The 26,640-nt window shown below is 71.3% G+C and carries 22 protein-coding genes; 13 read left to right on the top strand and 9 right to left on the bottom strand.

All coding sequences use genetic code 11. From position 1 onward, the window contains the following. Positions 1 to 178 precede the first annotated feature (178 nt). Positions 179 to 721, top strand: coding sequence for a hypothetical protein (locus ABZY31_RS15870; RefSeq protein WP_356410087.1), 543 nt, complete (start codon positions 179 to 181; stop codon positions 719 to 721). A 384-nt stretch (positions 722 to 1,105) separates the two neighbouring features. Next, positions 1,106 to 1,711 carry a class F sortase gene (locus ABZY31_RS15865; protein WP_356410272.1) on the top strand — a complete coding sequence of 202 codons (606 nt, stop codon included), beginning with the start codon at positions 1,106 to 1,108 and terminating at the stop codon, positions 1,709 to 1,711. Here ABZY31_RS15865 and ABZY31_RS15860 read toward each other — a convergent pair. After that, positions 1,683 to 2,462, bottom strand: a complete 780-nt coding sequence (locus tag ABZY31_RS15860; protein ID WP_356410084.1) for a sulfite exporter TauE/SafE family protein — start codon at positions 2,460 to 2,462, stop codon at positions 1,683 to 1,685. The genes ABZY31_RS15865 and ABZY31_RS15860 overlap by 29 nt on opposite strands. A 216-nt stretch (positions 2,463 to 2,678) precedes the next feature. Between ABZY31_RS15860 and ABZY31_RS15855 the strand changes: the two genes are divergently transcribed. The 3 genes from ABZY31_RS15855 to nirD are packed head-to-tail and all read left to right on the top strand — an operon-like array spanning position 2,679 to position 6,822. Beyond that, the gene (locus ABZY31_RS15855; protein WP_356410081.1) at positions 2,679 to 3,932 is read left to right on the top strand and encodes an FAD-dependent oxidoreductase; all 1,254 of its coding nucleotides are present in this window, start codon (positions 2,679 to 2,681) and stop codon (positions 3,930 to 3,932) included. 2 nt (positions 3,933 to 3,934) lie between these two features. Next, entirely contained in the window at positions 3,935 to 6,475 is a 2,541-nt protein-coding gene (gene nirB, locus ABZY31_RS15850) for a nitrite reductase large subunit NirB (protein ID WP_356410078.1), read from the top strand. Then, the gene (gene nirD, locus ABZY31_RS15845; RefSeq protein WP_356410075.1) at positions 6,472 to 6,822 is read left to right on the top strand and encodes a nitrite reductase small subunit NirD; all 351 of its coding nucleotides are present in this window, start codon (positions 6,472 to 6,474) and stop codon (positions 6,820 to 6,822) included. Before nirB ends, nirD begins: the two co-directional genes overlap by 4 nt. On the opposite strand, the gene ABZY31_RS15840 is transcribed toward nirD, so the two are convergent. The 4 genes from ABZY31_RS15840 to dusB form a co-directional block, all read right to left on the bottom strand. Then, on the bottom strand, positions 6,819 to 7,235 hold the full coding sequence (locus ABZY31_RS15840) for a VOC family protein (protein WP_356410073.1): 417 nt from the start codon (positions 7,233 to 7,235) through the stop codon (positions 6,819 to 6,821). The genes nirD and ABZY31_RS15840 overlap by 4 nt on opposite strands. A 169-nt stretch (positions 7,236 to 7,404) precedes the next feature. Further along, positions 7,405 to 8,403 (bottom strand): helix-turn-helix domain-containing protein, encoded by a 999-nt coding sequence (locus ABZY31_RS15835; RefSeq protein ID WP_356410070.1) that lies wholly within the window; start codon positions 8,401 to 8,403, stop codon positions 7,405 to 7,407. A gap of 465 nt (positions 8,404 to 8,868) precedes the next feature. Continuing rightward, a complete protein-coding gene (gene ppdK, locus ABZY31_RS15830; RefSeq protein WP_356410067.1) occupies positions 8,869 to 11,580 on the bottom strand; it encodes a pyruvate, phosphate dikinase in 2,712 nt (903 codons plus the stop codon). Positions 11,581 to 11,956: 376 nt separating this feature from the next. Then, positions 11,957 to 13,099 carry a tRNA dihydrouridine synthase DusB gene (gene dusB / locus ABZY31_RS15825; protein ID WP_356410064.1) on the bottom strand — a complete coding sequence of 381 codons (1,143 nt, stop codon included), beginning with the start codon at positions 13,097 to 13,099 and terminating at the stop codon, positions 11,957 to 11,959. Positions 13,100 to 13,163: 64 nt separating this feature from the next. On the opposite strand from dusB, the gene ABZY31_RS15820 reads away from it, so the two are divergent. The 4 genes from ABZY31_RS15820 to ABZY31_RS15805 all read left to right on the top strand — a co-directional run bounded on the left by ABZY31_RS15820 (position 13,164) and on the right by ABZY31_RS15805 (position 17,264). Beyond that, a complete protein-coding gene (locus ABZY31_RS15820) occupies positions 13,164 to 14,597 on the top strand; it encodes an MFS transporter (protein ID WP_356410061.1) in 1,434 nt (477 codons plus the stop codon). A gap of 145 nt (positions 14,598 to 14,742) precedes the next feature. Continuing rightward, positions 14,743 to 15,771: an aldo/keto reductase gene (locus tag ABZY31_RS15815; RefSeq protein ID WP_356410058.1), complete on the top strand. Its 1,029-nt coding sequence runs from the start codon at positions 14,743 to 14,745 to the stop codon at positions 15,769 to 15,771. Between the two features lie 21 nt (positions 15,772 to 15,792). Continuing rightward, entirely contained in the window at positions 15,793 to 16,386 is a 594-nt protein-coding gene (locus ABZY31_RS15810) for a TetR family transcriptional regulator (protein WP_356410055.1), read from the top strand. Between the two features lie 167 nt (positions 16,387 to 16,553). Beyond that, on the top strand, positions 16,554 to 17,264 hold the full coding sequence (locus tag ABZY31_RS15805) for a VC0807 family protein (RefSeq protein ID WP_356410052.1): 711 nt from the start codon (positions 16,554 to 16,556) through the stop codon (positions 17,262 to 17,264). A gap of 79 nt (positions 17,265 to 17,343) precedes the next feature. Here the strand turns inward: ABZY31_RS15805 and ABZY31_RS15800 are convergent, their stop codons facing one another. Then, positions 17,344 to 18,726 (bottom strand): glycine--tRNA ligase, encoded by a 1,383-nt coding sequence (locus tag ABZY31_RS15800; protein WP_356410049.1) that lies wholly within the window; start codon positions 18,724 to 18,726, stop codon positions 17,344 to 17,346. A 154-nt stretch (positions 18,727 to 18,880) separates the two neighbouring features. Here ABZY31_RS15800 and ABZY31_RS15795 point away from each other — a divergent pair, with 154 nt between their 5' ends. The 4 genes from ABZY31_RS15795 to ABZY31_RS15780 all read left to right on the top strand — a co-directional run bounded on the left by ABZY31_RS15795 (position 18,881) and on the right by ABZY31_RS15780 (position 22,039). Then, positions 18,881 to 19,843, top strand: coding sequence for a metal ABC transporter substrate-binding protein (locus ABZY31_RS15795; protein ID WP_356410046.1), 963 nt, complete (start codon positions 18,881 to 18,883; stop codon positions 19,841 to 19,843). A gap of 32 nt (positions 19,844 to 19,875) precedes the next feature. After that, positions 19,876 to 20,670: a metal ABC transporter ATP-binding protein gene (locus ABZY31_RS15790; RefSeq protein WP_356410043.1), complete on the top strand. Its 795-nt coding sequence runs from the start codon at positions 19,876 to 19,878 to the stop codon at positions 20,668 to 20,670. Further along, positions 20,670 to 21,539, top strand: a complete 870-nt coding sequence (locus ABZY31_RS15785; protein ID WP_356410040.1) for a metal ABC transporter permease — start codon at positions 20,670 to 20,672, stop codon at positions 21,537 to 21,539. The genes ABZY31_RS15790 and ABZY31_RS15785 overlap by 1 nt, the downstream gene beginning before the upstream one ends. 71 nt (positions 21,540 to 21,610) lie before the next feature. Beyond that, positions 21,611 to 22,039, top strand: coding sequence for a transcriptional repressor (locus ABZY31_RS15780; RefSeq protein WP_323183433.1), 429 nt, complete (start codon positions 21,611 to 21,613; stop codon positions 22,037 to 22,039). Between the two features lie 31 nt (positions 22,040 to 22,070). Here ABZY31_RS15780 and ABZY31_RS15775 read toward each other — a convergent pair whose 3' ends face one another. From ABZY31_RS15775 to ABZY31_RS15765, 3 genes are all read right to left on the bottom strand, one after another. Next, a complete protein-coding gene (locus ABZY31_RS15775) occupies positions 22,071 to 22,898 on the bottom strand; it encodes an isoprenyl transferase (protein ID WP_356410037.1) in 828 nt (275 codons plus the stop codon). A gap of 11 nt (positions 22,899 to 22,909) precedes the next feature. Then, positions 22,910 to 23,656 (bottom strand): DNA repair protein RecO, encoded by a 747-nt coding sequence (gene recO / locus ABZY31_RS15770; protein WP_356410034.1) that lies wholly within the window; start codon positions 23,654 to 23,656, stop codon positions 22,910 to 22,912. A gap of 101 nt (positions 23,657 to 23,757) precedes the next feature. Continuing rightward, positions 23,758 to 25,287 carry a nucleobase:cation symporter-2 family protein gene (locus tag ABZY31_RS15765; protein ID WP_356410031.1) on the bottom strand — a complete coding sequence of 510 codons (1,530 nt, stop codon included), beginning with the start codon at positions 25,285 to 25,287 and terminating at the stop codon, positions 23,758 to 23,760. Positions 25,288 to 26,640 lie beyond the last annotated feature (1,353 nt).

Raw genomic sequence — 26,640 nt, 5'->3', positions numbered from 1 at the left:
GTCACACGTGCATCACCCGGACGGGGCGGGGGTACCCGGATGGCCGCGGACCCGCCCTGACGTGCCCTGATGGCGGGACACGCCCGAGCACGACCGGAATCTGACATTCCATCAGGAGGCGGCCCGCGCACACCCGGGCTTACCTCGGATCACGACCCCGCTTCCCAGGAGAGCCCCCATGCGCCGACGCACCGCCCACGTGCTCACCGCCACCGCGCTGACCGCCGTCGCCTTCGCCGGTCCGGTCGCGGGAGCGGTGGCCGCCGCGGACTTCGGCGTGGGGAGCTTCGCGCCCGGGGACTTCGCACCGCTGGAGGTCTGGCCCAAGTCGGCCGTCCCGGGCACCACCATCACCGTGAACACCCCCGCCTGCGGACGCGGTGGCCGCGCCGAGGGCGACGCGACGACGGTGGGCGGGGGCCGGTTCACGCTGGCGCCGGGCACCCATGAGGAGGTGGTGGTGGGACAGTTCCGCGTCGCGCGCACCACCGCGCCCGGGACCTACGCGATCGGCGCGACCTGCGCGGACGGCAGGTTCGCCACGGGCGACCTGGTCGTCACCGAGCGCGGCCCGCAGGGCCACGTCCGGACGGGGGTGGGCGGCGGTACGACGACGACCGCCGACCCCACCAAGATCGCGGCGGGAGCGGCAGTACTGGCCGTGACCGCCGTCGGCGGTACCTGGCTCCTGCGTCGCCGGGCGAGCGGCACGCGGAGCTGACGGACGCCCACCGCGGCCCCTGCCGCGGTCCGGCCGGTACCGCCACGCCGTCGCCCGCCCCGCGAGGTCCCCCCCGTTCGCGGGGCCGGGCGACGGCCACCCTCCCCCACCCCGGAGGAACCATCCCGGACCAGAGGAACCACCCGCACCACAGGCAGCAAGGGGGCACGCATGCGCACCTCCGGCCACCACCGTCACCCCACCCCGGGACCCGGCCCGACCCCGGCCCCGGGCCCCGGCTCCCATCCCGACCACCCCCCGCACCCCCCGCACCCCCCGCACCCGAACCCGCACCACCGGCGCCTCGCGCCCCCCGGCGCGGCCCGCGGCGGCGGAACCGGCGCCGGTCGCGGCGGCCTCGTCGCGCTCGCCGCCTGCGTCGGCATCTGGCTGGTCACCAGCGGCTCCGCCGAACCGGTCCATCCGCCCCGGCCGTCCGCCGCGGACTCCCTGACCGCCGAGCCCGTCGACCACGGGGGCGCCGACCCCCTCCCCGGCTCCCCGCCCCGGCGGATCCGGATCCCCGCCATCCGGGTGGACGCCCCACTGACCGGGCTCGGCCTGGAGGCCGACGGCAGCCTGGCGGCCCCGTCGGCCGCCCGGCGCGACCTGGCCGGCTGGTACCGCGACGGCACCACCCCCGGCGCCGTCGGCACCGCGGTCATCGCCGGGCACGTCGACACGGCCACCGGCCCGGCGGTCTTCTACCGGCTGGGCGCGCTGCGCCGCGGGGCACTGATCGAGGTGACCCGCGCGGACGGACGTACCGCCGTCTTCACCGTGCACGCGGTGGAGGTCTACGACGCCGACCGCTTCCCGGACCGGCTGGTCTACGGGCCCGCGCCGCGCGCAGAACTGCGGGTGATCACCTGTGGCGGCGCCTTCTCGCCGCGCACCGGCTACCAGGGCAACGTGGTGGTCTTCGCCCACCTCACCGGCGTGCGCGCGGCGCCCGCCACGCTCAGCCCCACTGCTCCAGACCCAGCTTGACGACCAGCGCGGACACCACCGTCAGCAGCACGACCCGGACGAACCCGCTGCCCTTCTTCAGCGCCATGCGGGCGCCCGCCATCCCGCCGATCAGGTTGAAGGCGGCCATCAGCCCGGCCAGCTGCCAGAGCACCTCCCCCTTGGAGGCGAAGACGGCGAGCGCCCCGGCGTTGGTGCCGACGTTCACGATCTTCGCGGTCGCCGAGGCGGTGACCAGGTCGAGGTGGAGCAGCGCGGTCAGCGCGAGGACGAGGAAGGTGCCGGTGCCGGGTCCGATCAGGCCGTCGTAGAAGCCGATGCCGAGACCGGCCAGCCCGATCGCGGCGACGATGCGACGACGGCCGACGGGGCCGGTGGCGGGGGCCGCGCCGAAGCCGGGGCGGAAGATCACGAACGCGGCGACCAGCAGCAGGACCACCATGATCACCGGACGCATCGTGTCCTTGCTGAACGCTCCAGCGAGCAGGGCCCCGCCCGCGGCCCCGGCCATCGCGGCCAGGCCGATGCGGACCGCGATGCCCACGTCGACGGGGGCCTTGCGGGCGTACGTCACCGCCGCGCCCGTGGTGCCGACGATGGCCACCGCCTTGTTGGTCCCGAGGGCGTGCGTCAGCGGTACGTTCGCCGGGAGGCCGAGCATCAGCGCGGGCAGGAGCAGCAGGCCGCCGCCACCGACCACCGCGTCGATCCAGCCCGCGGCGGCCGCGGCCGCGCAGAGCACGATGATCATCGTCGTTGATATGTCAGGCACGGCCCGACCCTATGGATCCGGTGGGTGCAAGAGCCATCGATCCCGGGAAACTTGCGCAAGGTTTGAGCTTGGACCAGCGGAAATCCGGTCCGCCGCCCCCGCGCACCCGCGCCGTCCGCCGCCTCACGCCCGCTCCCTCCCCGTGCTGAGATGCGTGTTCCGTCAGGGAAACAGCGGCGATGCGGCCGGGAAACAGCGGGCGCGCAGGCTGACGTCATGACCTCGCAACAGCGTGTGGTGGTGATCGGCGGCGGCCTCGCGGGCCTGCGGCTCGCAGCCCGGCTCGGCGGGGACGCGGCGGTGACCGTCCTCGGCGAGGAACCGCACGTCCCCTACAACCGGGTGCTGCTGGCCGAGGTCCTCGCGGGCCGCTACGCCCCCGAAGTGACCGCCCTGCCCGCCCCCGGCCCGGTGTTGCGCCGGGGCGTGCGGGCGGTCCGCGTCGACCGCGCCGACCGGACGGTCCACTGCGACGACGGCGGCGCGCACGGCTACGACGTCCTGGTCCTGGCCACCGGATCCAACCCGGTGCTGCCGCCCCTGCGCGGACTCTTCGAGCCCGACGGCAGGGACCTCCCGGACGGGGTGCACGCCTTCCGCACCATGGACGACTGCCTCGCCCTGGACCGCGCCGTCACCGCCCGCCCCGGCCTGAACGCCGTGGTCATCGGCGGCGGCCTGCTCGGGGTCTCCGCCGCCCGCGCGCTGGCCGAACGCGGCGTGCGGGTGGTGCTCGCCCAGCAGGGCACCCGGCTGATGGAGCGCCAGCTCGACGAGGACGCCTCGGCCCTGCTCCACGCCCACCTCGGCGAACTCGGCGTCGAGATCCACACCGAGTGCCGGGTGCGCGGCCTGACCACCCGGCCCGAGGGCGCCGGCCGTCGGGTCACGGGCGTCGACCTCGCCGTCGGCCTCCACCTGGACGCCGACCTCGTCGTCCTGGCCTGCGGGGTGCGCCCGCGCACCGGCCTGGCCCAGGCCGCCGGGCTCGCCGTGCGCAAGGGCGTCGTGGTCGACGACGCGCTGCGCACGAGCGATCCGCGGATCCACGCCATCGGCGACTGCGCGGAGCACGCGGGCCGCGTGTACGGGCTGGCCGGGCCCGCGCTGGAACAGGCCGACGCCCTCGCCGCCCTCCTCACCGGCGGCGCCCCCGCCGGCTCCGGGAAGCCGGACTACACCGGCACCCGCGCCCTCACCCGCCTCACCCTCTCCTCCGGCCCGCGCCCGCTGGACCTCGCCGCCTTCGGCGAGACCACCCCGCTGCCCGGGGACGACGTGCTCCGGCTCTCGGACGCCACCCGGCGCACCTACCGCAAGGTCGTCGTCCGCGGCGACCGGCTGGTCGGCGGGGTCCTGCTCGGCGAACTCTCCACCGTGGGCGCCCTCGCCCGCAGCTGGGAGGGCGACGAACCCCTGCGCGCGCACGACGACCTCTCCCACCTGCTCACCGACGACGGAGGCTCCTGATCATGGCCGCATCCACGACGCCCACCCCCGCCATCGTGCTCATCGGGCACGGGATGGTCGGCCAGCGCTACCTCGAAGCGCTCGCCGAGCGCGGCGCGACGGCCACCCACCGGATCACCGTGCTCTGCGAGGAGCCGCGCCCCGCCTACGACCGGGTCCACCTCACCTCGTTCTTCTCCGGCAGCACCGCCGAGGACCTGTCGCTGACCCCCGACGGCTTCATGGCCGAGCACGGGATCGAGCTGCACCTCGACGACCCGGCCGAGCACATCGACCGGGCGGCGCGCACGGTCACCTCCCGCTCCGGGCGGGTCTTCCCGTACGACGTCCTGGTCCTGGCGACCGGCAGCTACCCCTTCGTGCCGCCCGTCCCCGGCAAGGACGCCCCCGGCTGCTTCGTCTACCGCACCATCGAGGACCTCCTCGCGATCGAGGCGTACGCCGAGGGCCGCACCCACGGCGCGGTCATCGGCGGCGGCCTGCTCGGCCTGGAGGCGGCCGGCGCGCTCCAAGGGCTCGGACTGGCCACCCGGATCGTGGAGTTCGCGCCCCGGCTGATGCCGGCGCAGATCGACGAGGGCGGCGGCGCGGCCCTGCTGCGCACCATCGAATCGATGGGCCTGACCGTGCACACCGGTGTCGGCACCCAGGAGGTGCTCATCGGAGCCGACGGCTCCGTCAGCGGCATGGCGCTCTCCGACGGCTCCTCGGTCGACACCGAGCTCGTCGTCTTCTCCGCCGGGGTCCGCCCCCGCGACCAGCTGGCCCGCGCCGCCGGGCTGGAGGTCGGCGAGCGCGGCGGCATCGCCGTCGACGCGCACTGCCGCACCTCCGACCCGCACGTCTACGCGATCGGCGAATGCGCCCTGGCCACCGACGGCCGGGTCTACGGCCTGGTCGCGCCCGGCTACGAGATGGCCGAGACCGCCGCCGAGGACCTGCTGGGCCGCGCCAAGGAGTTCACCGGAGCCGACCTCTCCACCAAGCTCAAGCTCCTCGGCGTGGACGTGGCCTCCTTCGGCGACGCGCACGGCGCCACCCCCGGCTGCCTCGACGTCGTGTACTCCGACTCCCGCTCCGGCATCTACAAGAAGCTCGTCGTTTCCCCCGACGGCGTCCTGCTCGGCGGGGTCCTGGTCGGCGACGCCGACTCCTACGGGCTGCTGCGGCCGCTCACCGGCAGCGTGCCGCCCGCCGCGCCCGAGCAGCTGGTGCTGCCCGCCGGCATCGGGTCCGCGGCCCAGCTCGGACCGGCCTCCCTGCCCGACGACGCGGTCATCTGCTCCTGCCACAACGTCACCAAGAAGGCCATCACCGCCTGCGCGACCCTGCCCGAGGTCAAGAAGTGCACCAAGGCGGGCACCGGCTGCGGCAGCTGCGTCAAGGTGATCGGCCAGCTGCTCCCTGCCCCCGCAGAGACGGGGCTCTGCGCCTGCTTCCCGTACACCCGCGCCGAGCTGTACGAGATCGTCCGCACCCTGCGCGTGACCTCCTACGCCGATCTGCTCGACAGCCACGGCCGGGAGGCGGCGCGCGGCGGCGACGGCTGCGAGGTCTGCAAGCCGACCGTCGGATCGATCATCGCCTCGCTCGCCCCGACGGTGGGCGCGCCCGGTTACGTCCTGGCCGGGGAGCAGGCCGCGCTCCAGGACACCAACGACCACTTCCTCGCGAACCTCCAGCGCAACGGCTCGTACTCGGTCGTCCCCCGCATCCCCGGCGGCGAGATCACCCCCGACAAGCTGATCGTGATCGGTGAGGTGGCCCGCGACTTCGGCCTCTACACGAAGATCACCGGCGGCCAGCGCATCGACCTCTTCGGCGCCCGCGTCGACCAGCTCCCGCACATCTGGGCCCGCCTGGTCGAGGCCGGCTTCGAGTCCGGACACGCCTACGGCAAGGCGCTGCGCACGGTGAAGTCCTGCGTGGGACAGACCTGGTGCCGCTACGGCGTCCAGGACAGCGTGCGCATGGCCATCGACCTGGAGCTGCGCTACCGGGGCCTGCGCGCCCCCCACAAGCTGAAGTCGGCGGTGTCCGGCTGCGCCCGCGAATGCGCGGAGGCGCAGAGCAAGGACTTCGGGGTGATCGCCACCGCGAGCGGCTGGAACCTGTACGTCGGCGGCAACGGCGGGGCCACCCCGCGCCACGCCGACCTGCTGGCCCAGGACCTGTCCGACGCCGAACTGGTCCGCCTCATCGACCGGTTCCTGATGTTCTACATCCGCACCGCCGACCGGCTGGAGCGCACCTCCGCCTGGCTGGAGCGGCTGGAGGGCGGCCTGGAGCACCTGCGGGACGTGGTCGTCCACGACTCGCTCGGGCTGTGCGGGGAGCTGGAAGCGCTGATGGCCGACCACGTGGCGCACTACCGGGACGAATGGGCCGAGACGCTGGAGGACCCCGAGCGGCTGCGGCGGTTCGTTTCCTTCGTCAATGCGCCCGGCGCCCCCGACCCGACCGTGAAGTTCGTCGCGGAACGCGACCAGGTCAAGCCCGACCTGACCTTCTTGACCCTCGAACCCCTGGGAGGCACCCGATGACCGTCGAACTGCAGGTGACCGAAGGCTGGCTGACGGTGTGCGAGTACACCGCGCTCACCCCGGGGCGCGGGGTCGCGGCCCTGCTGCCGGACGGCACCCAGGCCGCGGTGTTCGTCGACCGCGCGGGGCGTACGTACGCCATCGGCAACCAGGACCCCTTCACCGGGGCGCAGGTGCTCTCGCGCGGGCTGGTGGGGTGCGTGGAGGGCCGGCCGTTCGTGGCGTCGCCGCTGCTCAAGCAGCGCTTCGACCTGGCGACGGGGCGGTGCCTGGACGACGAGGAGGTGGCGGTCCGGACGTATCCGGTGCGGACCGCCGCGACCTCGGCTCCGGTGGCGGTCGCCTAGGCGACGTCCTGGCCCTGGACGGCCGCCGGGTCCATCCACATGATCTCCCAGGTGTGGCCGTCGAGGTCCTCGAAGGCCCGGCCGTACATGAAGCCGTGGTCCTGGGCGGCGCGCGGCTCGGTGCCGCCCGCCCCGAGGGCTCCGTCGACCAGCTCGTCGACGGCGGCGCGGCTCTCGGCGCTCAGACACAGCAGCACCTCGGTGCTGGTGGCCGTGTCGGTCACGGCCTTGTGCGTGAAGTCCTTGAACCGGGCCTCGGTCAGCAGCATCGCGGCGATGGTGTCGCTGATGACCATGCAGGCGCCGTTCTCGTCGCTGAACTGGCCGTTGAAGGTGTAGCCGAGCTTCGTCCAGAACGCCTTGCTGGCGTCCAGGTCCTTGACCGGCAGGTTGACGAAAATCATCGTTGACATCTCGGACTCGCTTCTCTTCGTGCCGCCGTCCCGCCCCCCGTGGAGCGGTGTCCGGTGCTTGCGAGGGGTAGACCGCGGGTCCCGCGGAAACTCATCGCTCGTGCGGAAAAACTTTTCGCCGTGCGCCGGCGCCGGGCTTCCGGGGACCCCGCAGGGTCCCCGGAAGCCGTCACGAGGCCACCGCGCCGCCCTTCAGGAGGGCGGCGCCGAGCGGGGTCACCGTGTGCAGCACGGCGCTCCCCCGGCGCAGGGTCGTCACCAGGCCCGCCTCCCGCATCACGCACGCGTGCTGGCTCGCCGAGGCCAGCGACACCCCGGCCCGGCGGGCCAGTTCGCTGGTCGTCGCCCCGTCGCCGATCGCCCGCAGGACCACCGAGCGGGTGTGCCCGACCAGCTTGCCCAGGGTCCGCTGGCGCTGCTCCTCCACGGGCCGGGCCGCCTCGCCGCCGGTCTGGGCCGAGGCGAGCTGCGCCGCCGCCGGATAGACCAGGACGGGCGGCAGTTCCGGGTCGTGCAGGGTCACCGCGGTGCGCCGGCAGAAGAACGAGGGCTGCAGGAGCAGCCCGCGTCCGCGCAGCCGGACGTCCCGGTCCACCGGGTAGTCGCACTCCAGCACCGGCGCCCGCCACCGCAGCATCGGCGGCAGCGAGGCGAGCAGCTCGTCCGCGCCTCCGTCCAGCAGCGCGCGGCCCCTGGCCGCACGTTCGGCCTCGATCTGGGCCTGGATGTGCGTCCAGTGCGGCTCCACGGCCGCCCGGTGGTACCCGCGCAGCTCGTCCATGAGCCGCGGCAGGTGCCGGGGGGTGTCGTCGGCGAACTCCCGCAGCCGCGGCGAGGGCGGTGCTCCCCGCCCCAGCACGAGCAGCTCCCGGCGCATCCGCTCAGGCCTGATCCCGCGCAGCGCGTCGAGCCCCGTGTCCCACCCGTACTGACCCTCGACCGGGGTCAGGAAATCGGGGAAATAGCCGCGACTCGGTATGAGCGCACCGAGCAAACGTGTTTCACTATTCAACCTGCTCCGCGTTGTTGTACGCCATTCACCGAACAACCGGACATCACGCCGGTCCCTTAAACGGTGAAAACTGAGAATCGTTTCCCACAACGCATCGGGACGCCCTGCCATCCGTACGCGTGCCAGGTCCACTCCAGTGAAATGGATACGAAGCACCGAACCCCCACCTGTGCAACCGCAATCCCCCCGCCCCATGAGTATGCATGCCGTCACACGACGTCACCACGCCCTTTCGGCCACAGTTGAAACCCCTTTCGGCGGGGGTGTGACAACCGAAATCCTGTACTCCGCCGGGCACACTCCGGCGCGACCGAAACGCTCCGCGAAGGCCGTGGGGGGCTTTGCGGGGCCTGGCGGTCGGTCGCACCGGGAAGCGCCGACGTGTCCGGCAGATTGTCAGCAGGCGGTGGACGGGTGGGGATCCGTCCACCGCCTGCTGACGTAAAGAGTCGTTGAACAATGTGCTTCTCGGCCCGGCGCTTCTTCACCGCGCGCTTCTGCACATACAGGCGCGCCCACCCCAGGGCGTCAGGGAACCCGGGGCAGGCGCGGTCTGTGGGGGCGGGTGGGCGCGTACCGCGCGCGGGGAGCGCGCGGTACGGCGGACCCGCCGTGGGTGGGTCAGCGGCTGTCGCTGCCCTTCGACTCGGCGGCGGCACGGCCCGCCTCCAGGCGCGCCACCGGGATCCGGAAGGGCGAGCAGGAGACGTAGTCGAGGCCGACCTCGTGGAAGAAGTGCACCGACTCGGGGTCGCCGCCGTGCTCGCCGCAGACGCCGAGCTTGAGGTCGGGGCGGGTCTCGCGGCCCGCCAGGACCGCGCTGCGGACCAGCGCGCCGACGCCGTCCTTGTCGATGGTCTCGAAGGGGGAGACCCCGAAGATGCCCTTCTCCAGGTACGCGGTGAAGAAGCTGGCCTCGACGTCGTCGCGGGAGAAGCCCCACACCGTCTGGGTCAGGTCGTTCGTGCCGAAGGAGAAGAACTGCGCCGCCTCGGCGATCTGACCGGCGGTCAGCGCGGCGCGCGGCAGTTCGATCATCGTGCCGATGGTCAGCTTCAGGCTGGTGCCGGTGGCGGCCTCGACCTCGGCGATGACCTGGTCGGCCTCCTCGCGGACGATCTCCAGCTCCTGGACCGTGCCCACCAGCGGGACCATGATCTCGGCGCGCGGGTCGCCCTTGGCGTTCTTGCGCTCGGCGGCGGCCTCGGCGATCGCCCGGACCTGCATGGCGAACAGACCGGGGATGACCAGGCCGAGACGGACACCGCGCAGACCCAGCATCGGGTTCTGCTCGTGCAGCTTGTGCACGGCCTGGAGCAGGCGCAGGTCGTTCTCGTTGTGGTCCTTGCGGGACTCGGCGAGGGCGACGCGCACCGACAGCTCGGTGATGTCGGGCAGGAACTCGTGCAGCGGCGGGTCGAGCAGGCGGACCGTCACGGGGAGCCCGTCCATCGCCTCGAACAGCTCGACGAAGTCCTTCTTCTGGAGCGGCAGGAGGGCACTGAGTGCCTCCTCGCGCTCCTTGTCGGTGTCCGCCAGGATCAGGTGCTCGACCAGCTCGCGGCGCTCACCGAGGAACATGTGCTCCGTGCGGCACAGGCCGATGCCCTGGGCGCCGAAGCGGCGGGCGCGCAGCGCGTCCTCCGCGTTGTCGGCGTTCGCCCGCACCCGCAGCCGGCGGACCCGGTCCGCGTACGCCATGATCCGGTGCACGGCGGAGACCAGTTCGTCGGCGTCGTCGGCGCCCGCGTGCATCCGGCCCTCGAAGTACTCGACGACCGGGGACGGTACGACGGGTACCTCGCCCAGGTACACCTTGCCGGTGGAGCCGTCGACGGAGACGACGTCACCCTCCTCGACGACCGCGCCGGAGGAGGTGGTCATCCGGCGGCGCTTGGTGTCGACCTCAAGCTCCTCCGCGCCGCAGACACAGGTCTTGCCCATGCCGCGGGCGACGACGGCCGCGTGCGAGGTCTTGCCGCCGCGCGAGGTCAGGATGCCCTCGGCGGCGATCATGCCGTCCAGGTCGTCCGGGTTGGTCTCGCGGCGGATCAGGATGACCTTCTCGCCGGAGCGGGACCACTTGACGGCCGTGTAGGAGTCGAAGACGGCCTTGCCGACGGCCGCGCCCGGGGAGGCGGCGATGCCGCGGCCGATCAGCTGCGTGGCGGCCGCCTCGTCGAAGCGCGGGAACATGAGCTGCGCGAGCTGGGCGCCGTTGACCCGCTGGAGGGCCTCGGCCTCATCGATCAGGCCCTGGTCGACGAGCTGCGTGGCGATCCGGAAGGCCGCGCCCGCGGTGCGCTTGCCGACACGGGTCTGGAGCATCCACAGCTGGCCGCGCTCGATGGTGAACTCGATGTCGCACAGGTCCTTGTAGTGCGTTTCGAGGGTCTCCATGATCTGCATGAGCTGGTCGTACGACGTCTTGTCGATCGACTCCAGATCGGCGAGCGGGACCGTGTTGCGGATGCCCGCGACGACGTCCTCGCCCTGCGCGTTCTGCAGGTAGTCGCCGTAGACGCCCTGGTGGCCGCTGGCGGGGTCGCGGGTGAAGGCGACGCCGGTGCCCGAGTCGGGGCCGAGGTTGCCGAAGACCATGGAGCAGATGTTGACCGCGGTGCCCAGGTCGCTCGGGATGCGCTCCTGGCGGCGGTAGAGCTTGGCGCGGTCGGTGTTCCAGGAGTTGAAGACGGCCTCGACGGCGAGGTCCATCTGCTCGCGGGCGTCCTGCGGGAACTCCCGGCCGGCCTCCTCGGCGACGATCTCCTTGAAGCGCGCGACCAGCTTCTGGAGGTCGGCGGCGTCCAGGTCGGTGTCGACGGTGACCTTCTTGGCGGCCTTGGCCGCGTCGAGGGCGTCCTCGAACAGCTCGCCGTCGACGCCGAGGACCGTCTTGCCGAACATCTGGATGAGCCGGCGGTACGAGTCCCAGGCGAAGCGGTCGTTGCCCGCCTGCGCGGCGAGGCCCTGGACCGACGCGTCGGACAGGCCGATGTTGAGGACCGTGTCCATCATGCCGGGCATGGAGAACTTCGCGCCGGACCGGACGGAGACCAGCAGCGGGTCGTCCGACTGACCGAGCTTCTTGCCCATCTTCGCCTCGAGGGCGTCCAGGTGGGCGCTCACCTCGTCGCGCAGGGCCACGGGGGCGTCGCCGCTCTCCAGGTAGACCTTGCAGGCCTCGGTGGTGATGGTGAAGCCGGGCGGGACGGGGAGGCCCAGGTTCGTCATCTCGGCGAGGTTGGCCCCCTTGCCGCCGAGAAGGTCCTTGAGGTCCCGGTTGCCCTCGGTGAAGTCGTAAACGAACTTCTGATCTTTGTTTTCCGACACGGGTCTCGACTCCTCGAGGACTCGGTGGCTGCCCTGACGGCCAGGAACATACCCAGATCGAAGGCTTATAGGTACGTCCACTTGGCGGTCACATGGCCGTAACCACTCGTGCGCCAGGACATCGAAAGTGACTCGCGGGTAGCTGGAACCTACGAAGAGCCTTCACATCCCGAAGCGAAGAGGGCTCCGGGCGGCGCGTTCGTGCTCGGATGAGCGATCATCGATCCATTTGCGTTCAAGTCTTGAACGCCCAAAGGGTGGCACCCAGTGCCACCCTTTGAGAATCTTAGCCGTGATGTTGGCGCTCATCTGAGCGCAACCCCACCCATGCGTGGCGTATCTCACGCCGCCCGCAGGGCCCCGGAAGGCCTTTTTCTCAGCCTCCGGACGTGTCCGACTCGGCTTCCTCGCTCACCCCGGCGCAGTCGTAGGGATCCTTCAGCCAGCCTTCGGGCAGGACAACCCGGTTGTTTCCGGACGTCCGGCCCCGCGGACCGTCCGCACTGTCCGGCCAGGGCTGGTCCAGATCCAGCTCGCTCAGATGAGCGTCCAGCTCGGCCAGGGACGAGGAGACGGCCAGCTTCTGCCGCATCTCCGATCCCACCGAGAACCCCTTGGTGTACCAGGCCACGTGCTTACGGAAGTCGATCACCCCGCGCGCCTCGTCGCCGATCCACTCCCCCAGCAGCTGCGCGTGCCGGAGCATGGTGGCCGCGACCTCGCGCAGCGTCGGCTTGTGGAAGTCCTCGGGCCGCCCCTCGAAGGCCGCCACCAGGTCGTTGAACAGCCAGGGCCGCCCCAGGCAGCCGCGCCCGACCACCACGCCGTCGCAGCCGGTCTCGCGGACCATCCGCAGCGCGTCCTCGGCGCACCAGATGTCGCCGTTGCCCAGCACCGGGATCTCCGGCACGTGCTCCTTGAGGCGCGCGATGGCGTCCCAGTCGGCGGTGCCGCCGTAGTGCTGGGCGGTCGTGCGCCCGTGCAGCGCGATGGCGCTGATGCCCTCCTCGACGGCGATGCGGCCCGCGTCGAGGTAGGTGAGGTGGTCGTCGTTGATGCCCTTGCGCATCTTCATCGTCACCGGCAGGTCGCCGGCGCCCGCGACCGCCTCGCGCAGGATCGCGCGCAGCAGGTGCCGCTTGTACGGGAGGGCCGAGCCGCCGCCCTTGCGGGTCACCTTGGGGACGGGGCAGCCGAAGTTCAGGTCGATGTGGTCGGCGCGGTCCTCTTCGACGATCATGCGGACCGCCTTGCCGACCGTGCCGGGGTCGACTCCGTACAGCTGGATCGAGCGGGGCTTCTCGCTCTCGTCGAAGTGGATCAGCTGCATGGTCTTCTCGTTGCGCTCGACCAGCGCGCGCGTCGTGATCATTTCGCTCACGAACAGCCCCTTCCCGCCGGAGAACTCGCGGCAGAGGGTGCGGAACGGAGCATTCGTGATGCCGGCCATCGGCGCGAGCACCACCGGGGGCTGCACGGTGTGCGGGCCGATCGCAAGGGGCGGAGGGAGCGTGGTCATCCCCCCATTGTCGCAAAGCCGCGCCGCGTCCCGGATATGTTTAGTTAGGCGTACTATCGGCACCATGCACGACTTGAGCCCCAGGCGCCGCCTCCTGATCCTGGCCATCTGCTGCATGAGCCTGCTGATCGTCAGCCTCGACAACACGGTCCTGAACGTCGCCCTCCCCTCCATGCGCCGCGAACTGGGCGCCACGGTGGCCGGGATGCAGTGGACGATCGACGCGTACACCCTGGTCCTCGCCTCGCTGCTGATGCTGGCGGGGTCGACCGGTGACCGGATCGGCCGCCGCAAGGTCTTCACGGCGGGCCTCGTCCTCTTCACCCTCGGATCGCTGCTGTGCTCGGTGGCTCCCGGCCTGTCGTGGCTGATCGCCTTCCGGATGATCCAGGCCGTCGGCGGCTCGATGCTCAACCCGGTCGCGATGTCGATCATCACCAACACCTTCACCGACCCGAAGGAACGCGCCCGCGCCATCGGCGTCTGGGGCGGTGTCGTCGGCATCTCCATGGCCGCGGGCCCGCTGATCGGCGGGCTGCTCGTCGACTCGGTCGGCTGGCGGTCGATCTTCTGGGTCAACCTCCCCGTCGGGATCCTCGCGCTGGTCCTGACCCTGCGCTACGTGCCCGAATCGCGCGCCGAGCGGCCGCGCCGGCCCGATCCGGTGGGCCAGCTCCTCGTCATGGCGCTGCTGGGCTCGCTGACCTACGGAATCATCGAGGCGCCCGACGCGGGCTGGACCTCGCCGCTGATCCTGGGCTGCGCGGCGCTCGCGGTCGCCTCGCTGGCCGGGCTGCTCGTCTACGAGCCCCGGCGGCCCGAACCGCTGATCGACCCCCGGTTCTTCCGGAGCGCGCCCTTCAGCGGAGCGACCGTGATCGCCGTCAGCGCCTTCGCCGCGCTGTCGGGGTTCCTCTTCCTCAACACGCTGTACCTCCAGGAGGTGCGCGGGCTGAACGCCCTGCACGCCGGGCTCTACATGCTCCCCATGGCCGCGCTGACCTTCCTCTTCGCCCCGCTGTCGGGGCGCCTGGTGGCCGCGCGCGGGCCCCGGCTGCCGCTGCTGGTCGCCGGGGTCACGATGGCCGCGAGCGGGCTGCTGTTCGCGGCCTTCGACGCCCCGGCCTCCACCTCCCTGCTCTTCACCGCCTACGTGCTCTTCGGGCTCGGCTTCGGCATGGTCAACGCGCCGATCACCAACACGGCCGTCTCCGGGATGCCGCGCGCGCAGGCGGGGGTGGCGGCCGCGGTCGCCTCGACCAGTCGGCAGACCGGCGGCACCCTGGGGGTCGCGGTGATCGGCGCGGTCCTGGCGGCCGGGCTGGGCGGACACGGCTACAGCGCCACGGGCTTCGCCGACGCCGCGCGCCCCGCCTGGTGGATCATCACGGCCTGCGGGTTCGCCGTCCTGGTCGTGGGCCTGCTGACCAGCGGCTCCTGGGCGCGCGCCACGGCCGTGCGGACCGCCCGGACCCTGGAGAAGGTCCCGGCTTCCTGATCCGGCTTCCTGACGAGTGCCGACGCTGCGGGACGCGCCCCGGACCTGGGTTCACCCCGCACCGCGCCCCTTCGGCATGCCCTCGAACGGGTGATGACGGCTGACAGATATTGAAATCTGTCAGCCGTCATGCCATTGTTCTGGCATGACGAACCATGAGCACACCCCGCGCGCACCCCGCACCCTCGGCACCACCGGGCCCTCCGTCCATCCGCTCGGCCTCGGCTGCATGGGCATGTCCGCCCTCTATGGCGAGGCCGACCGCTCCGAGTCGATCGCCACGATCCACGCCGCCCTGGACGCGGGGGTCACCCTGCTGGACACCGGCGACTTCTACGGGATGGGGCACAACGAACTCCTGATCAACGAAGCCCTGCGGACCGCGCCCGCCGCCGCCCGCGACCAGGCCCTGACCAGCGTCAAGTTCGGTGCCCTGCGCACGGTCGAGGGCGGTTTCACCGGATACGACGGGCGCCCCGCCGCCGTGAAGAACTTCCTCGCGTACTCGCTCCAGCGCCTCGGCCGGGACCACATCGACATCTACCGGATCGCCCGCGTGGACCCGGACGTCCCGATCGAGGAGACGGTCGGTGCCATCGCCGAGGCCGTCCAGGCCGGGCACGTCCGGCACATCGGCCTCTCCGAGGTCGGCGCCGACACCCTGCGCCGGGCCGCCGCGGTCGCGCCGATCTCCGACCTCCAGATCGAGTACTCCCTGATCTCCCGGGGCATCGAGGAGGAGATCCTGCCCACCGCCCGCGAGCTGGGCATCGGCATCACCGCGTACGGCGTCCTTTCGCGCGGCCTGATCAGCGGCCACTTCACCCGGGACCGGGCGCTGGCCCCCGGGGACTTCCGCGGGATGAGCCCCCGCTTCCAGGGGGACAACCTGGAGCGCAATCTCGACCTGGTCGACGCCCTGCGCAAGGTCGCCGACGACAAGGGAGTGAGCGTGGCCCAGACCGCCATCGCCTGGGTGCTCTCGCGCGGCGAGGACATCGTCCCGCTGGTGGGCGCGCGCCGCCGGGACCGGCTGGAGGAGGCGCTGGGCGCCCTGGACACCGTCCTGACCCCGGCAGACCTGGCGGCCATCGAGGCGGCCGTCCCCGCGGGAGCGGCGGCGGGCGAGCGGTATCCGGCGGCGCAGATGGCCCACCTCGACAGCGAGCACTGAGCTGCCGGTACGGTCGTAGGCATGCCCCCCGCAGCTGCCGAACCCCTGACGCCCGAGCGCATCCTCGAAACCACCGAGGAAGTGCTGCGCCGCTTCGGCCCCACCAAGGCGACCGTGGTGGACGTGGCGCGCGCCCTCGGAGTCAGCCACGGCAGCGTGTACCGGCACTTCCCCTCGAAGGCCGCGCTGCGCGAGGCGGTCACCAACCGCTGGCTCGCGCGGAACGTGGACATGCTGGAGGAGATCGTCTCGGCTCCCGCCGCAACCGCCCCCTCCAAGCTGGAAGCGTGGCTGGAGGCCCTCTTCGAGGCCAAGCGGCACAAGGCGGGCGACGATCCGGAGCTGTTCGCGACCTACACCGTGCTGCTCGCGGAGAACAGCGGCGTGGTGGACGACCACCTGACCCAGCTGATCGCCCAGCTGACCCGGATCATCGACGAGGGCGTCGCCGCCGGATCACTGGCCGCGCCCGACGTACCGGCGGCCGCCCGCGCCGTCTTCGACGCCACCGGCCGGTTCCACGATCCGCAGTACGCGGCGGAGTGGCTCTCGCCGACCATCCTCACGGAGTTCGAAGCGGTCACCGCGCTCGTCGTCCGGGGCCTGCGCGCCTGACCTCCGGGACCTCCGGGGAGGCGCCGCGGCCCGGCACCGCGCCCAGCCGGAACGTACCGATCCGGACAGCTTGGTGATCATTTTGGGCGCACTGCCATTGCCCCCTGCCCGGCACCCTCCTTACGTTCCCTTTACCGCACGTCATCAGGCACGCCTCAGGGGGAACGTTGTCCGCTCAGGAAACACCGGCGGCTCAGGCCGCACCACCCGCCCGTTCGGGTTCGGCCACGGCGATCGGCTGGATCATGACCATCGTCTTCAACGTGGTCGCACCGATCGTCACCTACAACATCCTCACCGGACGGGGCTGGACCGAATTCGCCGCCCTGCTGCTCAGCAGCGCCTGGCCGGTGGTCGACACCGTCGTCTCGCTCGCCTGGCGCCGCCACATCGACGAGTTCGCCGTCGTCACCCTGGTGTTCTTGGTGATCACCGCCCTGGTCACCCTGGTCGGCACCCACTCGGCCCGCGCCCTGCTCGTCAAGGACTCGGCGGTGACCGGGCTGTTCGGCGCACTGTGCATCGCCACGCTGCTGGCGCCCCGGCCGCTGATGTTCTACTTCGGCCGCAAGTTCGGCACCGACGGCACCGCCGAGTCCGTTGCCCACTTCAACAGCCTCTGGCAGTACCCGGACTTCCGCCGGGCGATGAGGCGGATGACCACCGTGTGGGGCGTGGCGTACCTGTTCGAGGCCGCGCTGCGCGTGGTGCTGGTGTACGCGCTGAGCACCGGCACGATGGTGACCGTCAGCCCGATCCTGATCTACGGCTTCCTCGTGGCCCTGATCTTCTGGACCATCCGCTTCTCGAACCGGACCAAGGCCGAGGGCAAGGCCCGGGCGGCCGCGGCGCTGGCCGCCGCCAACGCCACCGCCTGACCCGCGGCACGGACGACGAACAGGGGCGGCCCGGCGCGCACAGCGCACCGGGCCACCCCTGTCGTGGATCCGGGTCCGACTAGCAGCCCAGCAGACGGCTGCCGAGGTAGGTCTGGATCTGGTCCAGGGAGACGCGCTCCTGCTTCATGGTGTCGCGCTCGCGCACGGTCACCGCATTGTCGTCCAGGGTGTCGAAGTCGACCGTGACGCAGAACGGCGTACCGATCTCGTCCTGGCGGCGGTAGCGGCGGCCGATGGCGCCCGCGTCGTCGAACTCGATGTTCCAGTTCTTGCGCAGGTCGGCGGCGAGACCCTTGGCCTTCGGCGACAGGTCGGCGTTGCGCGACAGCGGCAGGACCGCGACCTTGATCGGGGCCAGGCGCGGGTCGAGGCGCATCACGGCGCGCTTCTCCATGACGCCCTTGGCGTTCGGGGCCTCGTCCTCGTTGTACGCGTCGAGCATGAAGGCGAGCATGGCGCGGTTGACACCGGCCGCCGGCTCGATGACGTACGGGGTGTAGCGCTCCTTGGTCTCCTGGTCGAAGTACGTGAGGTCCTGACCGGAGGCCGCCGAGTGCGCCTTGAGGTCGAAGTCGGTGCGGTTGGCCACGCCCTCCAGCTCGGAGAACTCATTGCCACCGAAGTTGAAGCGGTACTCGATGTCCGCGGTGCGCTTCGAGTAGTGGGACAGCTTGTCCTTCGGGTGGTCGTACCAGCGGATGTTCTCCTCGCGCAGACCCAGGTCGCGGTACCAGTTCCACCGCTCCTGCATCCAGTACTCCTGCCACTGCTCGTCCTCGCCCGGCTTGACGAAGAACTCCATCTCCATCTGCTCGAACTCGCGCGTGCGGAAGATGAAGTTGCCGGGCGTGATCTCGTTGCGGAAGGACTTGCCCATCTGGGCGATGCCGAACGGGGGCTTCTTGCGGGAAGTCGTCTGCACCTGGGCGAAGTTGGTGAAGATGCCCTGGGCGGTCTCCGGGCGCAGGTACGCGACGGAACCGGCGTCCTGGGTCGGGCCGAGGTGCGTCTGCAGCATGCCCGAGAACTGCTTGGGCTCGGTGAACTGGCCCTTGTTGCCGCAGTTCGGGCAGTTGATGTCGGCCAGGCCGTTCGCGGGGAGGCGGTTGTGCTTGGCCTCGTACGCCTCTTCCAGGTGGTCGGCGCGGTAGCGCTTGTGACAGGAGGTGCACTCGGTCAGCGGGTCCGAGAAGGTCGCGACGTGGCCCGAGGCCTCCCAGACCTCGCGGGCCAGGATCACGGAGGAGTCGATGCCGACGATGTCCTCACGGCCGGTGACCATCGAACGCCACCACTGGCGCTTGATGTTCTCCTTCAGCTCGACACCCAGCGGGCCGTAGTCCCAGGCAGCCCTGGAGCCGCCGTAGATCTCACTGCACGGGTAGACGAAGCCACGGCGCTTGCTCAGGCTGACGATGGTCTCGATCTTGTCGGCGGCCACGGTGCTCTCTTCATTACGAGGACGAACGGCGAATGCCTCAGGTTACCGGCGCCCGTACCCCCTCCTTCAAATCGGATCCCCCTTGAGCGCCCGGGGCGCCCCCTCTCACCTGGCTTGTTGACAACGGTTTCCATCTTTGATGAAAATGGATGTCATGAACGTACGACGCCTCATACCCACCGCCGCCCTCGCCGCAGCCGTCGCCCTCGCCGCCACGGCGCTGACCGCCTGCTCCGGCGCCTCCGCCGCGGGCTCCGGTGAGGACGGCAAGCTCGACGTGACGGCGTCGTTCTACCCGATGCAGTTCCTCGCCGAGCGGATCGGCAAGGACCACGTGAAGGTCTCCACCCTGACCAAGCCGGGCGTCGAACCGCACGACCTGGAGATCACCCCCCAGCAGACCGCCCGGCTGGGCGAGGCCGACCTGGTCCTCTACCTCAAGTCGCTCCAACCCGCCGTCGACAAGGCCGTCGCCCAGAGCCCCGCCGAGAACGTCGTCGACGCCGCCACCCTCACCAAGCTCGAAGTCCACGCCGCCTCCGGCCACGACCACGCCGAGGGCGAGGCGGACCACGACCACGGCCACGAAGCCGCCGGCCAGGACCCGCACGTGTGGCTCGACCCGGTCAAGTACGCGGAGATCGCCAAGGGCGTCGGCGCCGCCCTGGCGAAGGCCGACCCCGCCAACGCGGCGGACTACCGGAAGAACACCGACGACCTCGTCGCCGAACTGGGCAAGCTCGACACCGAGTTCAAGGACGGCCTGCAGAACACGGCCACCCGGACCTTCATCACCACCCATTCCGCCTTCGGTTACCTCTCCGCGCGCTACGGCCTCGACCAGGAGGGCATCTCCGGCGTCGACCCCGAGTCCGAGCCGACCCCCGCCCGGATGAAGGAACTCCAGGCCGTCGCCAAGAAGGACAATGTGACCACCGTCTTCTTCGAGGCGCTGGCCAGCGACAAGACGGCCAAGACCCTCGCCCGCGACACGGGTCTGAAGACCGATGTCCTGGACCCGCTGGAGGGAATCAGCGACACCTCCCAGGGCGCTGACTACTTCGCGATCATGCGGTCCAACCTGAAGAACCTGCAGAAGGCGCTCGGCAACAAGTAATGGCAGCAGTAGCGGCAACGGAGGCGCGAGCCATGGAGTCCACGGCAACCGCGACAGCGGTGGAGCAGCCCGTCATATCCCTGCGCGGGGCCTCGGCCACGCTCGGCTCGCGCCCCGTGCTGCGCGGGATCGACCTCACCGTCCGGCGCGGTGAGGTCGTCGCCCTGCTCGGCGCCAACGGTTCCGGCAAGTCCACGGCCGTCCGCGCCGTCGTCGGCCAGGTCCCGCTGAGCGCCGGCGCGCTCTCCCTCTTCGGAACGGACTTCAAGCGCTTCCGGCAGTGGTCGCGCATCGGGTACGTCCCCCAGCGCACCACCGCCGCCAGCGGCGTCCCGGCCACCGTCCGCGAGGTCGTCTCCGCCGGGCGCCTGGCCCGTACCCGCTTCGGGCTGCTGCGCAAGGCCGACAAGGCGGCCGTGGAGCGCGCCCTGGCCCTCGTCGACATGGACGGGTACGCCGACGCCTCGGTGAACGCCCTCTCCGGCGGCCAGCACCAGCGCGTCCTCATAGCCCGGGCGCTCGCCGCCGAACCCGAACTGCTGATCATGGACGAGCCCATGGCCGGCATCGACCTCGCCAACCAGGAGGTCCTCGCGCGCGCCCTGCGCCTCCAGGTGGAGGCCGGGACCACCGTCCTGCTCGTCCTGCACGAACTGGGCCCCCTGGAGCCGCTCATCGACCGCGCCGTCGTCCTGCGCGACGGCTGCGTCACGCACGACGGACCGCCCCCCGAGGCCGTGGGCCAGCACGCCCTGCCCGGCCACGACCACGTACACCCCCACGCGGCCCACGACGCCGAACCGATCCGGACGGGACTGCTGAGCTGATGGACCTCCTCGACTACGCCTTCATGCAGCGGGCGCTGATCGCGGCCGCCCTCGTCGGCATCACGGCCCCCGCCATCGGCACCTACCTCGTCCAGCGCCGCCAGGCCGTCATGGGCGACGGGCTCGGGCACGTCGCCATGACCGGTGTCGCGCTCGGCTTCCTGTTCCAGACCAGCCCCGTCTGGATGGCCACCCTGGTCGCCGTCCTCGGCGCCGTCACCATGGAGCTGATCCGCTCGCGCGGCAGGACCAGCGGCGACGTCGCGCTCGCGATGCTCTTCTACGGCGGCCTGGCCGGCGGCGTGCTGATCATCAACATGGCTCCGGGCGGCTCCACCGGCAAGCTGCTGGCCCCGATGTTCGGCTCGATCTCCGCGATCGCGCCCGAGGACATCACCGCCATGGCGGTCCTGTCCGCCCTCGTCCTCGCCGTCACGATCGGCCTGCGCCGCCAGCTCTTCGCCGTCTGCCAGGACGAGGAGTTCGCCCGCGTCACCGGCCTGCCGGTGCGCCTGCTGAACCTGATGATCGCGGTCACCGCTGCGGTCACCGTCACCGTCGCCATGCGCATCGTCGGCCTGCTGCTGGTCAGCGCCATGATGGTGATCCCGGTCGCCGCCGCCCAGCGGATCACCCGCGGTTTCGCGGCCACCCTGGGGCTGGCCATCGCATTCAGCCTCGTCATCTCGCTGTCCGGCACGGCGGCGACGTACTACGTCGACGTCCCCTCGGGCGCGATGATCGTGCTCCTCGCCATCGCCCTGTTCCTGGTCCTCTCGCTGGTCTCCGCTCCGCTCGCCGCCCGCCGGGCGCGGGCCGCGCGGGCCGCCGAACAGGTCTGCACCCAGGACGACGTGAAGGTCCCGTAGCGCGACGGACGGGGCACCCGGGACCGGCGGGCTGGCACAATGGCCGCACGGCCCGATATGAGGAGGACCCGGTGGCGACTGCCCCTGGCGAGATGAATACCGCGCCAGTACGAGGGCGCTCGACCCGGCAGCGGGCGGCCGTCGCGGCGGCGCTGGACGAGGTGGACGAGTTCCGCAGCGCCCAGGAGCTGCACGACATGCTCAAGCACCGCGGCGACTCGGTCGGCCTGACCACCGTCTACCGCACCCTGCAGTCCCTCGCCGACGCGGGCGAGGTCGACGTGCTGCGCACCAGCGACGGCGAATCCGTCTACCGGCGCTGCTCCACCGGCGAGCACCACCACCACCTGGTCTGCCGCAAGTGCGGCAAGGCCGTGGAGGTCGAGGGCCCTGCGGTGGAGAAGTGGGCCGAGTCGATCGCGGCCGAGCACGGCTACGTGAACGTCGCCCACACCGTGGAGATCTTCGGCACCTGCGCGGACTGCGCCGCGGCGGGCTGACCCGCCGCGGTCCGCCGTCCTCGCGTCCGCGTCAGCCCGGCTGCCCCGGGATCTCCGGCTGGTTCGGCAGCGCCCCGCCGAAGCGGCGGTCGCGCTGCGCGTACTCCAGGCAGGCCGCCCAGAGGTTGCGGCGGTCGAAGTCCGGCCACAGCACGTCCTGGAAGACCATCTCGGCGTAAGCGCTCTGCCAGAGAAGGTAGTTGGAGGTGCGCTGCTCGCCGCTCGGCCGCAGGAACAGGTCCACGTCCGGCATGTCCGGGTAGTACATGTACTTCGCGAAGGTCTTCTCGTTGACCTTCGACGGGTCGAGACGGCCCGCCGCCACGTCGCGGGCGATCGCCTGCGCCGCGTCCGCGATCTCCGCCCGGCCGCCGTAGTTGACACAGAAGTACAGCGTCATCGCATCGTTGTCGACGGTCTGCTCCTGCGCGACCTGGAGCTCCTGGACGACCGACTTCCACATCTTCGGCATGCGGCCGACCCAGCGGATGCGGATGCCCAGCTCGTTCATCTCGTCGCGGCGCCGGCGGATGACGTCCCGGTTGAAGTTCATCAGGAAGCGCACCTCGTCGGGCGACCGCTTCCAGTTCTCCGTCGAGAAGGCGTACAGGGAGAGGTTCTTGACGCCCATCTCCAGGCAGCCCTTGAGGACGTCGAGGACCACGCCCTCGCCGACCTTGTGCCCCTCGGTGCGCGGCAGACCGCGCTCCTTGGCCCAGCGGCCGTTGCCGTCCATGACGACCGCGACGTGGTTCGGAACCAGCTCACCGGGGATCTTCGGCGGGCGCGCACCGGACGGGTGCGGCTCCGGAAGCTTGTAGTCCCTGCGGCTGCGCCCCAGGATCCCGCGTCGTGCCATGTGTCCCGCTCCTATTTCTCGACGTATCGCAGGGAGCGTAGCCCGCGCTCCAGATGCCAGTGCAAGTAGGCGGAGACCAGTCCGCTCCCCTCGCGGACGTGGCGCGCCTCGCAGGCGTCCGCGTGGACCCAGTCACCGGTGAGCAGCGCGCTCAGCAGTGCGATGGCCTCCGACGAGGGTACGACGCTGCCGGGCACCCGGCAGTCCCCGCAGACGACTCCGCCCGTCGCGACCGAGAAGTGCCGGTTGGGGCCGTGGATGCCGCACTTCGCGCAGTCCGTGAAGCTGGGGGCGTAGCCGTTGACGGCGAGGGAGCGCAGCAGGAAGGCGTCGAGGATCAGGTTCGGCGCGTGCTCGCCGCGCGAGAGGGTGCGCAGGGCGCCGACGAGCAGCAGGTACTGCTGGACGGCGGGCTCGCCCTCCTGGTCGGTGAACCGCTCGGCGGTCTCCAGCATCGCGGTGCCCGCGGTGTAGCGGGCGTAGTCCACGACGATGCCGTTGCCGTAGGGGGCGATGATCTCGGTCTGGGTGCACAGCGGCAGGGTGCGGCTGACGAGATCGCTGCCACGGGCGAAGAACTGCACGTCGGCGTGGGAGAAGGGTTCCAGCCCGGCGCCGAACTTCGACTTGGTCCGCCGCACGCCGCGGGCCACGGCCCGGACCCGGCCGTGGCCACGGGTCAGGAGCGTGATGATGCGGTCCGCCTCACCCAGCTTCTGGGTGCGCAGCACGATGCCGTCGTCGCGGAACAGACTCATGGTTTCCATTGTCCCGTACGCCACCGACAGCCCGGGGACACCGGTGCCCCGGACCGGTCGGGGGCCCGGTCCGGGGACGTTCCTCAGGCGGATCAGACGGATCAGACGCTCGGTGCCGGGGCGCCCGCCCCCTCCGCGGGCTCGGCGGCAGCGCCGGGCCCGCCCTCGACGGCGGGCCCGGCGCCGGCCGCCGGCTCGTCCTCAGCCGCCGCCCCGGCCGGTACGAGCGCGTCGGGCCCGGCGGCGGGGACGGGCGCCGCGGCGTGCGGGTCGCCCTGCGGCAGGCCGTTGCAGAGCAGGTTGAGCAGGATGGCGGCCGTGGCGCCGAGGGTGACGCCGCTGTTGAGGAGCGAGGCGGTGTCCACGCTCATGTGCTTCTCGAAGAACGCCGGGACGGTGGCCGGGAAGAGGGCGAAGGCGAGGGAGACGCCGACGATCAGCGCGTTCTTCTCCTCCTTGAGGTCCACCTTGCCCAGGGTCTGGATGCCCGCCAGGGCGACCATGGCGAACATCACGGTGGCCGCGCCGCCGAGGACGCCCGGCGGGATCGCCGCGACGAGCGCGGCGGCCTTCGGCAGCAGCCCCAGGACGATCATGATCACGCCCGCGGAGACCACCACGAACCGGCTCTTGACCTTGGTGACCCGGACCAGGCCCACGTTCTCGGCGAAGGCGACGTAGGGGAAGGAGTTCAGCAGGCCGCCGATGGCGGTGGCCGCGCCGTCCGCCCGCAGCGCACGGGCCACGGTCTCGCTGTCGATGTCCTTGCCGACGATCTCGCCGATGGCGTAGGTGTCACCGGTCGTCTCGACCATGGTGATCAGCATGACGATCAGCATGAGGAGGATCGGGAACCACTCGAACTTCGGGGCCCCGAAGTGGAAGGGGGTGGTGACCCCGACCCAGTGCGAGGTGGTGACGGCGTCGAACTTCGCGTCGCCGAGGGCGAAGGCGACGAGCGTGCCGCCCACCAGGCCGAGCAGCACGGCGATGCTGGACAGGAAGGCCCCGCCCAGCCGCATCACGACCAGGACGAAGAGCATCGTGCCGGCGGCGTAGGCCAGCTGCGCGGGGTCCCCGCCGTCTCCGACGAGCGGCGCGCCGCCGACGACGTCCTTGAGGGCGACCGGCAGCAGGACGATGCCGAGGATCGTGATCACCGTGCCGGTGACGACGGGCGGGAAGAGCGCCATCACGACCTTGAACACCCGGGCGGGCATCCACGCGAAGGCGAAGGTGGCGATGCCCGCGGTGATGACGGCGCCGTAGATCACCAGCAGGGCGGCCGTGCCGCCGCCCGCGCCCAGCCCGATGGCGATCATCGGGGAGACGGCGGTGAAGGTGACGCCCTGGACGATCGGCAGCCGGGCGCCGATCCGGCCGATGCCCCAGGCCTGGATGATCGAGGCGATGCCGCAGGTGAAGAGATCCGCGTTGATCAGGTAGACGAGCTGCTCGGGGGTGAGTCCCAGCGCGCTGCCGACGAGGATCGGGACGATCACCGCGCCGGCGTAGAAGGCGAGTACGTGCTGGAAGCCGTACAGCGCGAGCTTGGGGAGGGGGAGCACCTCGTCGACCGGGTGCGTGCTCTGCTCTCCGTCGACGGAGAGCCGGACGGCGACACGTGCCATCTCTGCCTTGCCCTTCAAGAGGTAGGTAAGCGAGAGGAGATCTGCTGGTCCCTGGTCGAAGTGGGTCGTGAGCCCATTGATCCGCCAGGGTGGTCCGTACGTTCACGTGAATCGAAGCCGCGCCGTGTTACAGGCAGCGCCTCGCCGTGTGACCGGAATTGAACGCCCGCGAGGGGCTGCGCAGATATCGTCGACTACTACAAATTGTTGACGCTTCGCGGACCCATCTGTAGAGCTTTCTCCAGTAGCGGGCACACGCGGGGTCGGAGTATGCAAAGCGGGGTCCGGGACGCGGGATCCACGGGGCGCTGCAGTCGACCGACGGGGCGGCCTCGGCATCCCACCTGCAAGAAGATGCTGTACGTCGCCTCCTCGCCGCAGATCACGACCTGACCGCACGCCAGTCCACCTGGTGGATGCCCCGGCCCGGAGCGATCACTCCGCCCCGGCCCGACGCCCCATCTGGGCCGCGCGGGTGGCCGGATCGTTACCGGGGAAAGGTCCGGTGCGCCCTGCTATGGGAGCCGGCTGCGCCGGTCGCGGCTCCGCCGCTCATGGCCGGGTTTCGCGCTTCGGGGTCGGGGTGGTTCCGGGGGCTGCCCGTCAGTTCCACTGTCTTCCCGTGCCGGGGCGTCCCGTCAAGAGCGCTCCCTGCGGTCGCGTCGCTGCGCGATGGCCTGCGGCCACTCTTGACATGCCACCCCGTCCCGGAAAGCCAAGAACTGTCGGGCCGCCCCCGGGGGGAGGCAGGGGGGAGGCTGCCCATCGCCTGGGGCCCGGCGCCCGGCCGCAGGCCGAGTGCCGACTGTCCCGCCCTTCGGGCGAAAGGCCGCCCCTAATCGCTACGCGCTCCTCCGAGAGAAGCGTCAGCGGGCTGTGTGGGGCTGAGACTTCGGTCAGATGGGTGTTGGTGCGGGTCTGGCAGCCGTCCACCTCAAAAGTCGAGATCAAAGCGATGCAAAAGGGACTTCTTGAGCGGCTGTTGGGAGTCGACGGCTGCTTGACCCGAGTGGACTCTCGTCTGCCCGAGCTTTGAGCCCCGCCGCGCCCCTCACCAGCCCAAAGCAAGCCGCAGACGCCTCTCTCGGAGAAGCGCGTAGCGATTGAGTGCGTTCCTGTCGCCCGAAGGGCGTCACATGGGCCCCACTCGGGCTGCGGCCGGGCGCCGGACCGCAACGGATCGATCCCCTCCCCCATGCCTCCCCCCGGGGGCGGCCCGACAGTTCTTGGCTTTCCGGGACGGGGTGGCATGTCAAGGGTGGCCGCAGGCCATCGCGCAGCGACGCGACCGCAGGGAGCGCTCTTGACAGGACGCCCCGGCACGGGAAGACAGTTGAACTGACGGGCAGCCCC

It is taken from the genome of Streptomyces sp. NPDC006529, from assembly GCF_040611795.1.
Classification (GTDB): Bacteria; Actinomycetota; Actinomycetes; order Streptomycetales; family Streptomycetaceae; genus Streptomyces.
The sequence above is the reverse complement of the archived record's forward strand: the minus strand, read 5'-3'. Positions and strand labels throughout refer to the sequence as shown.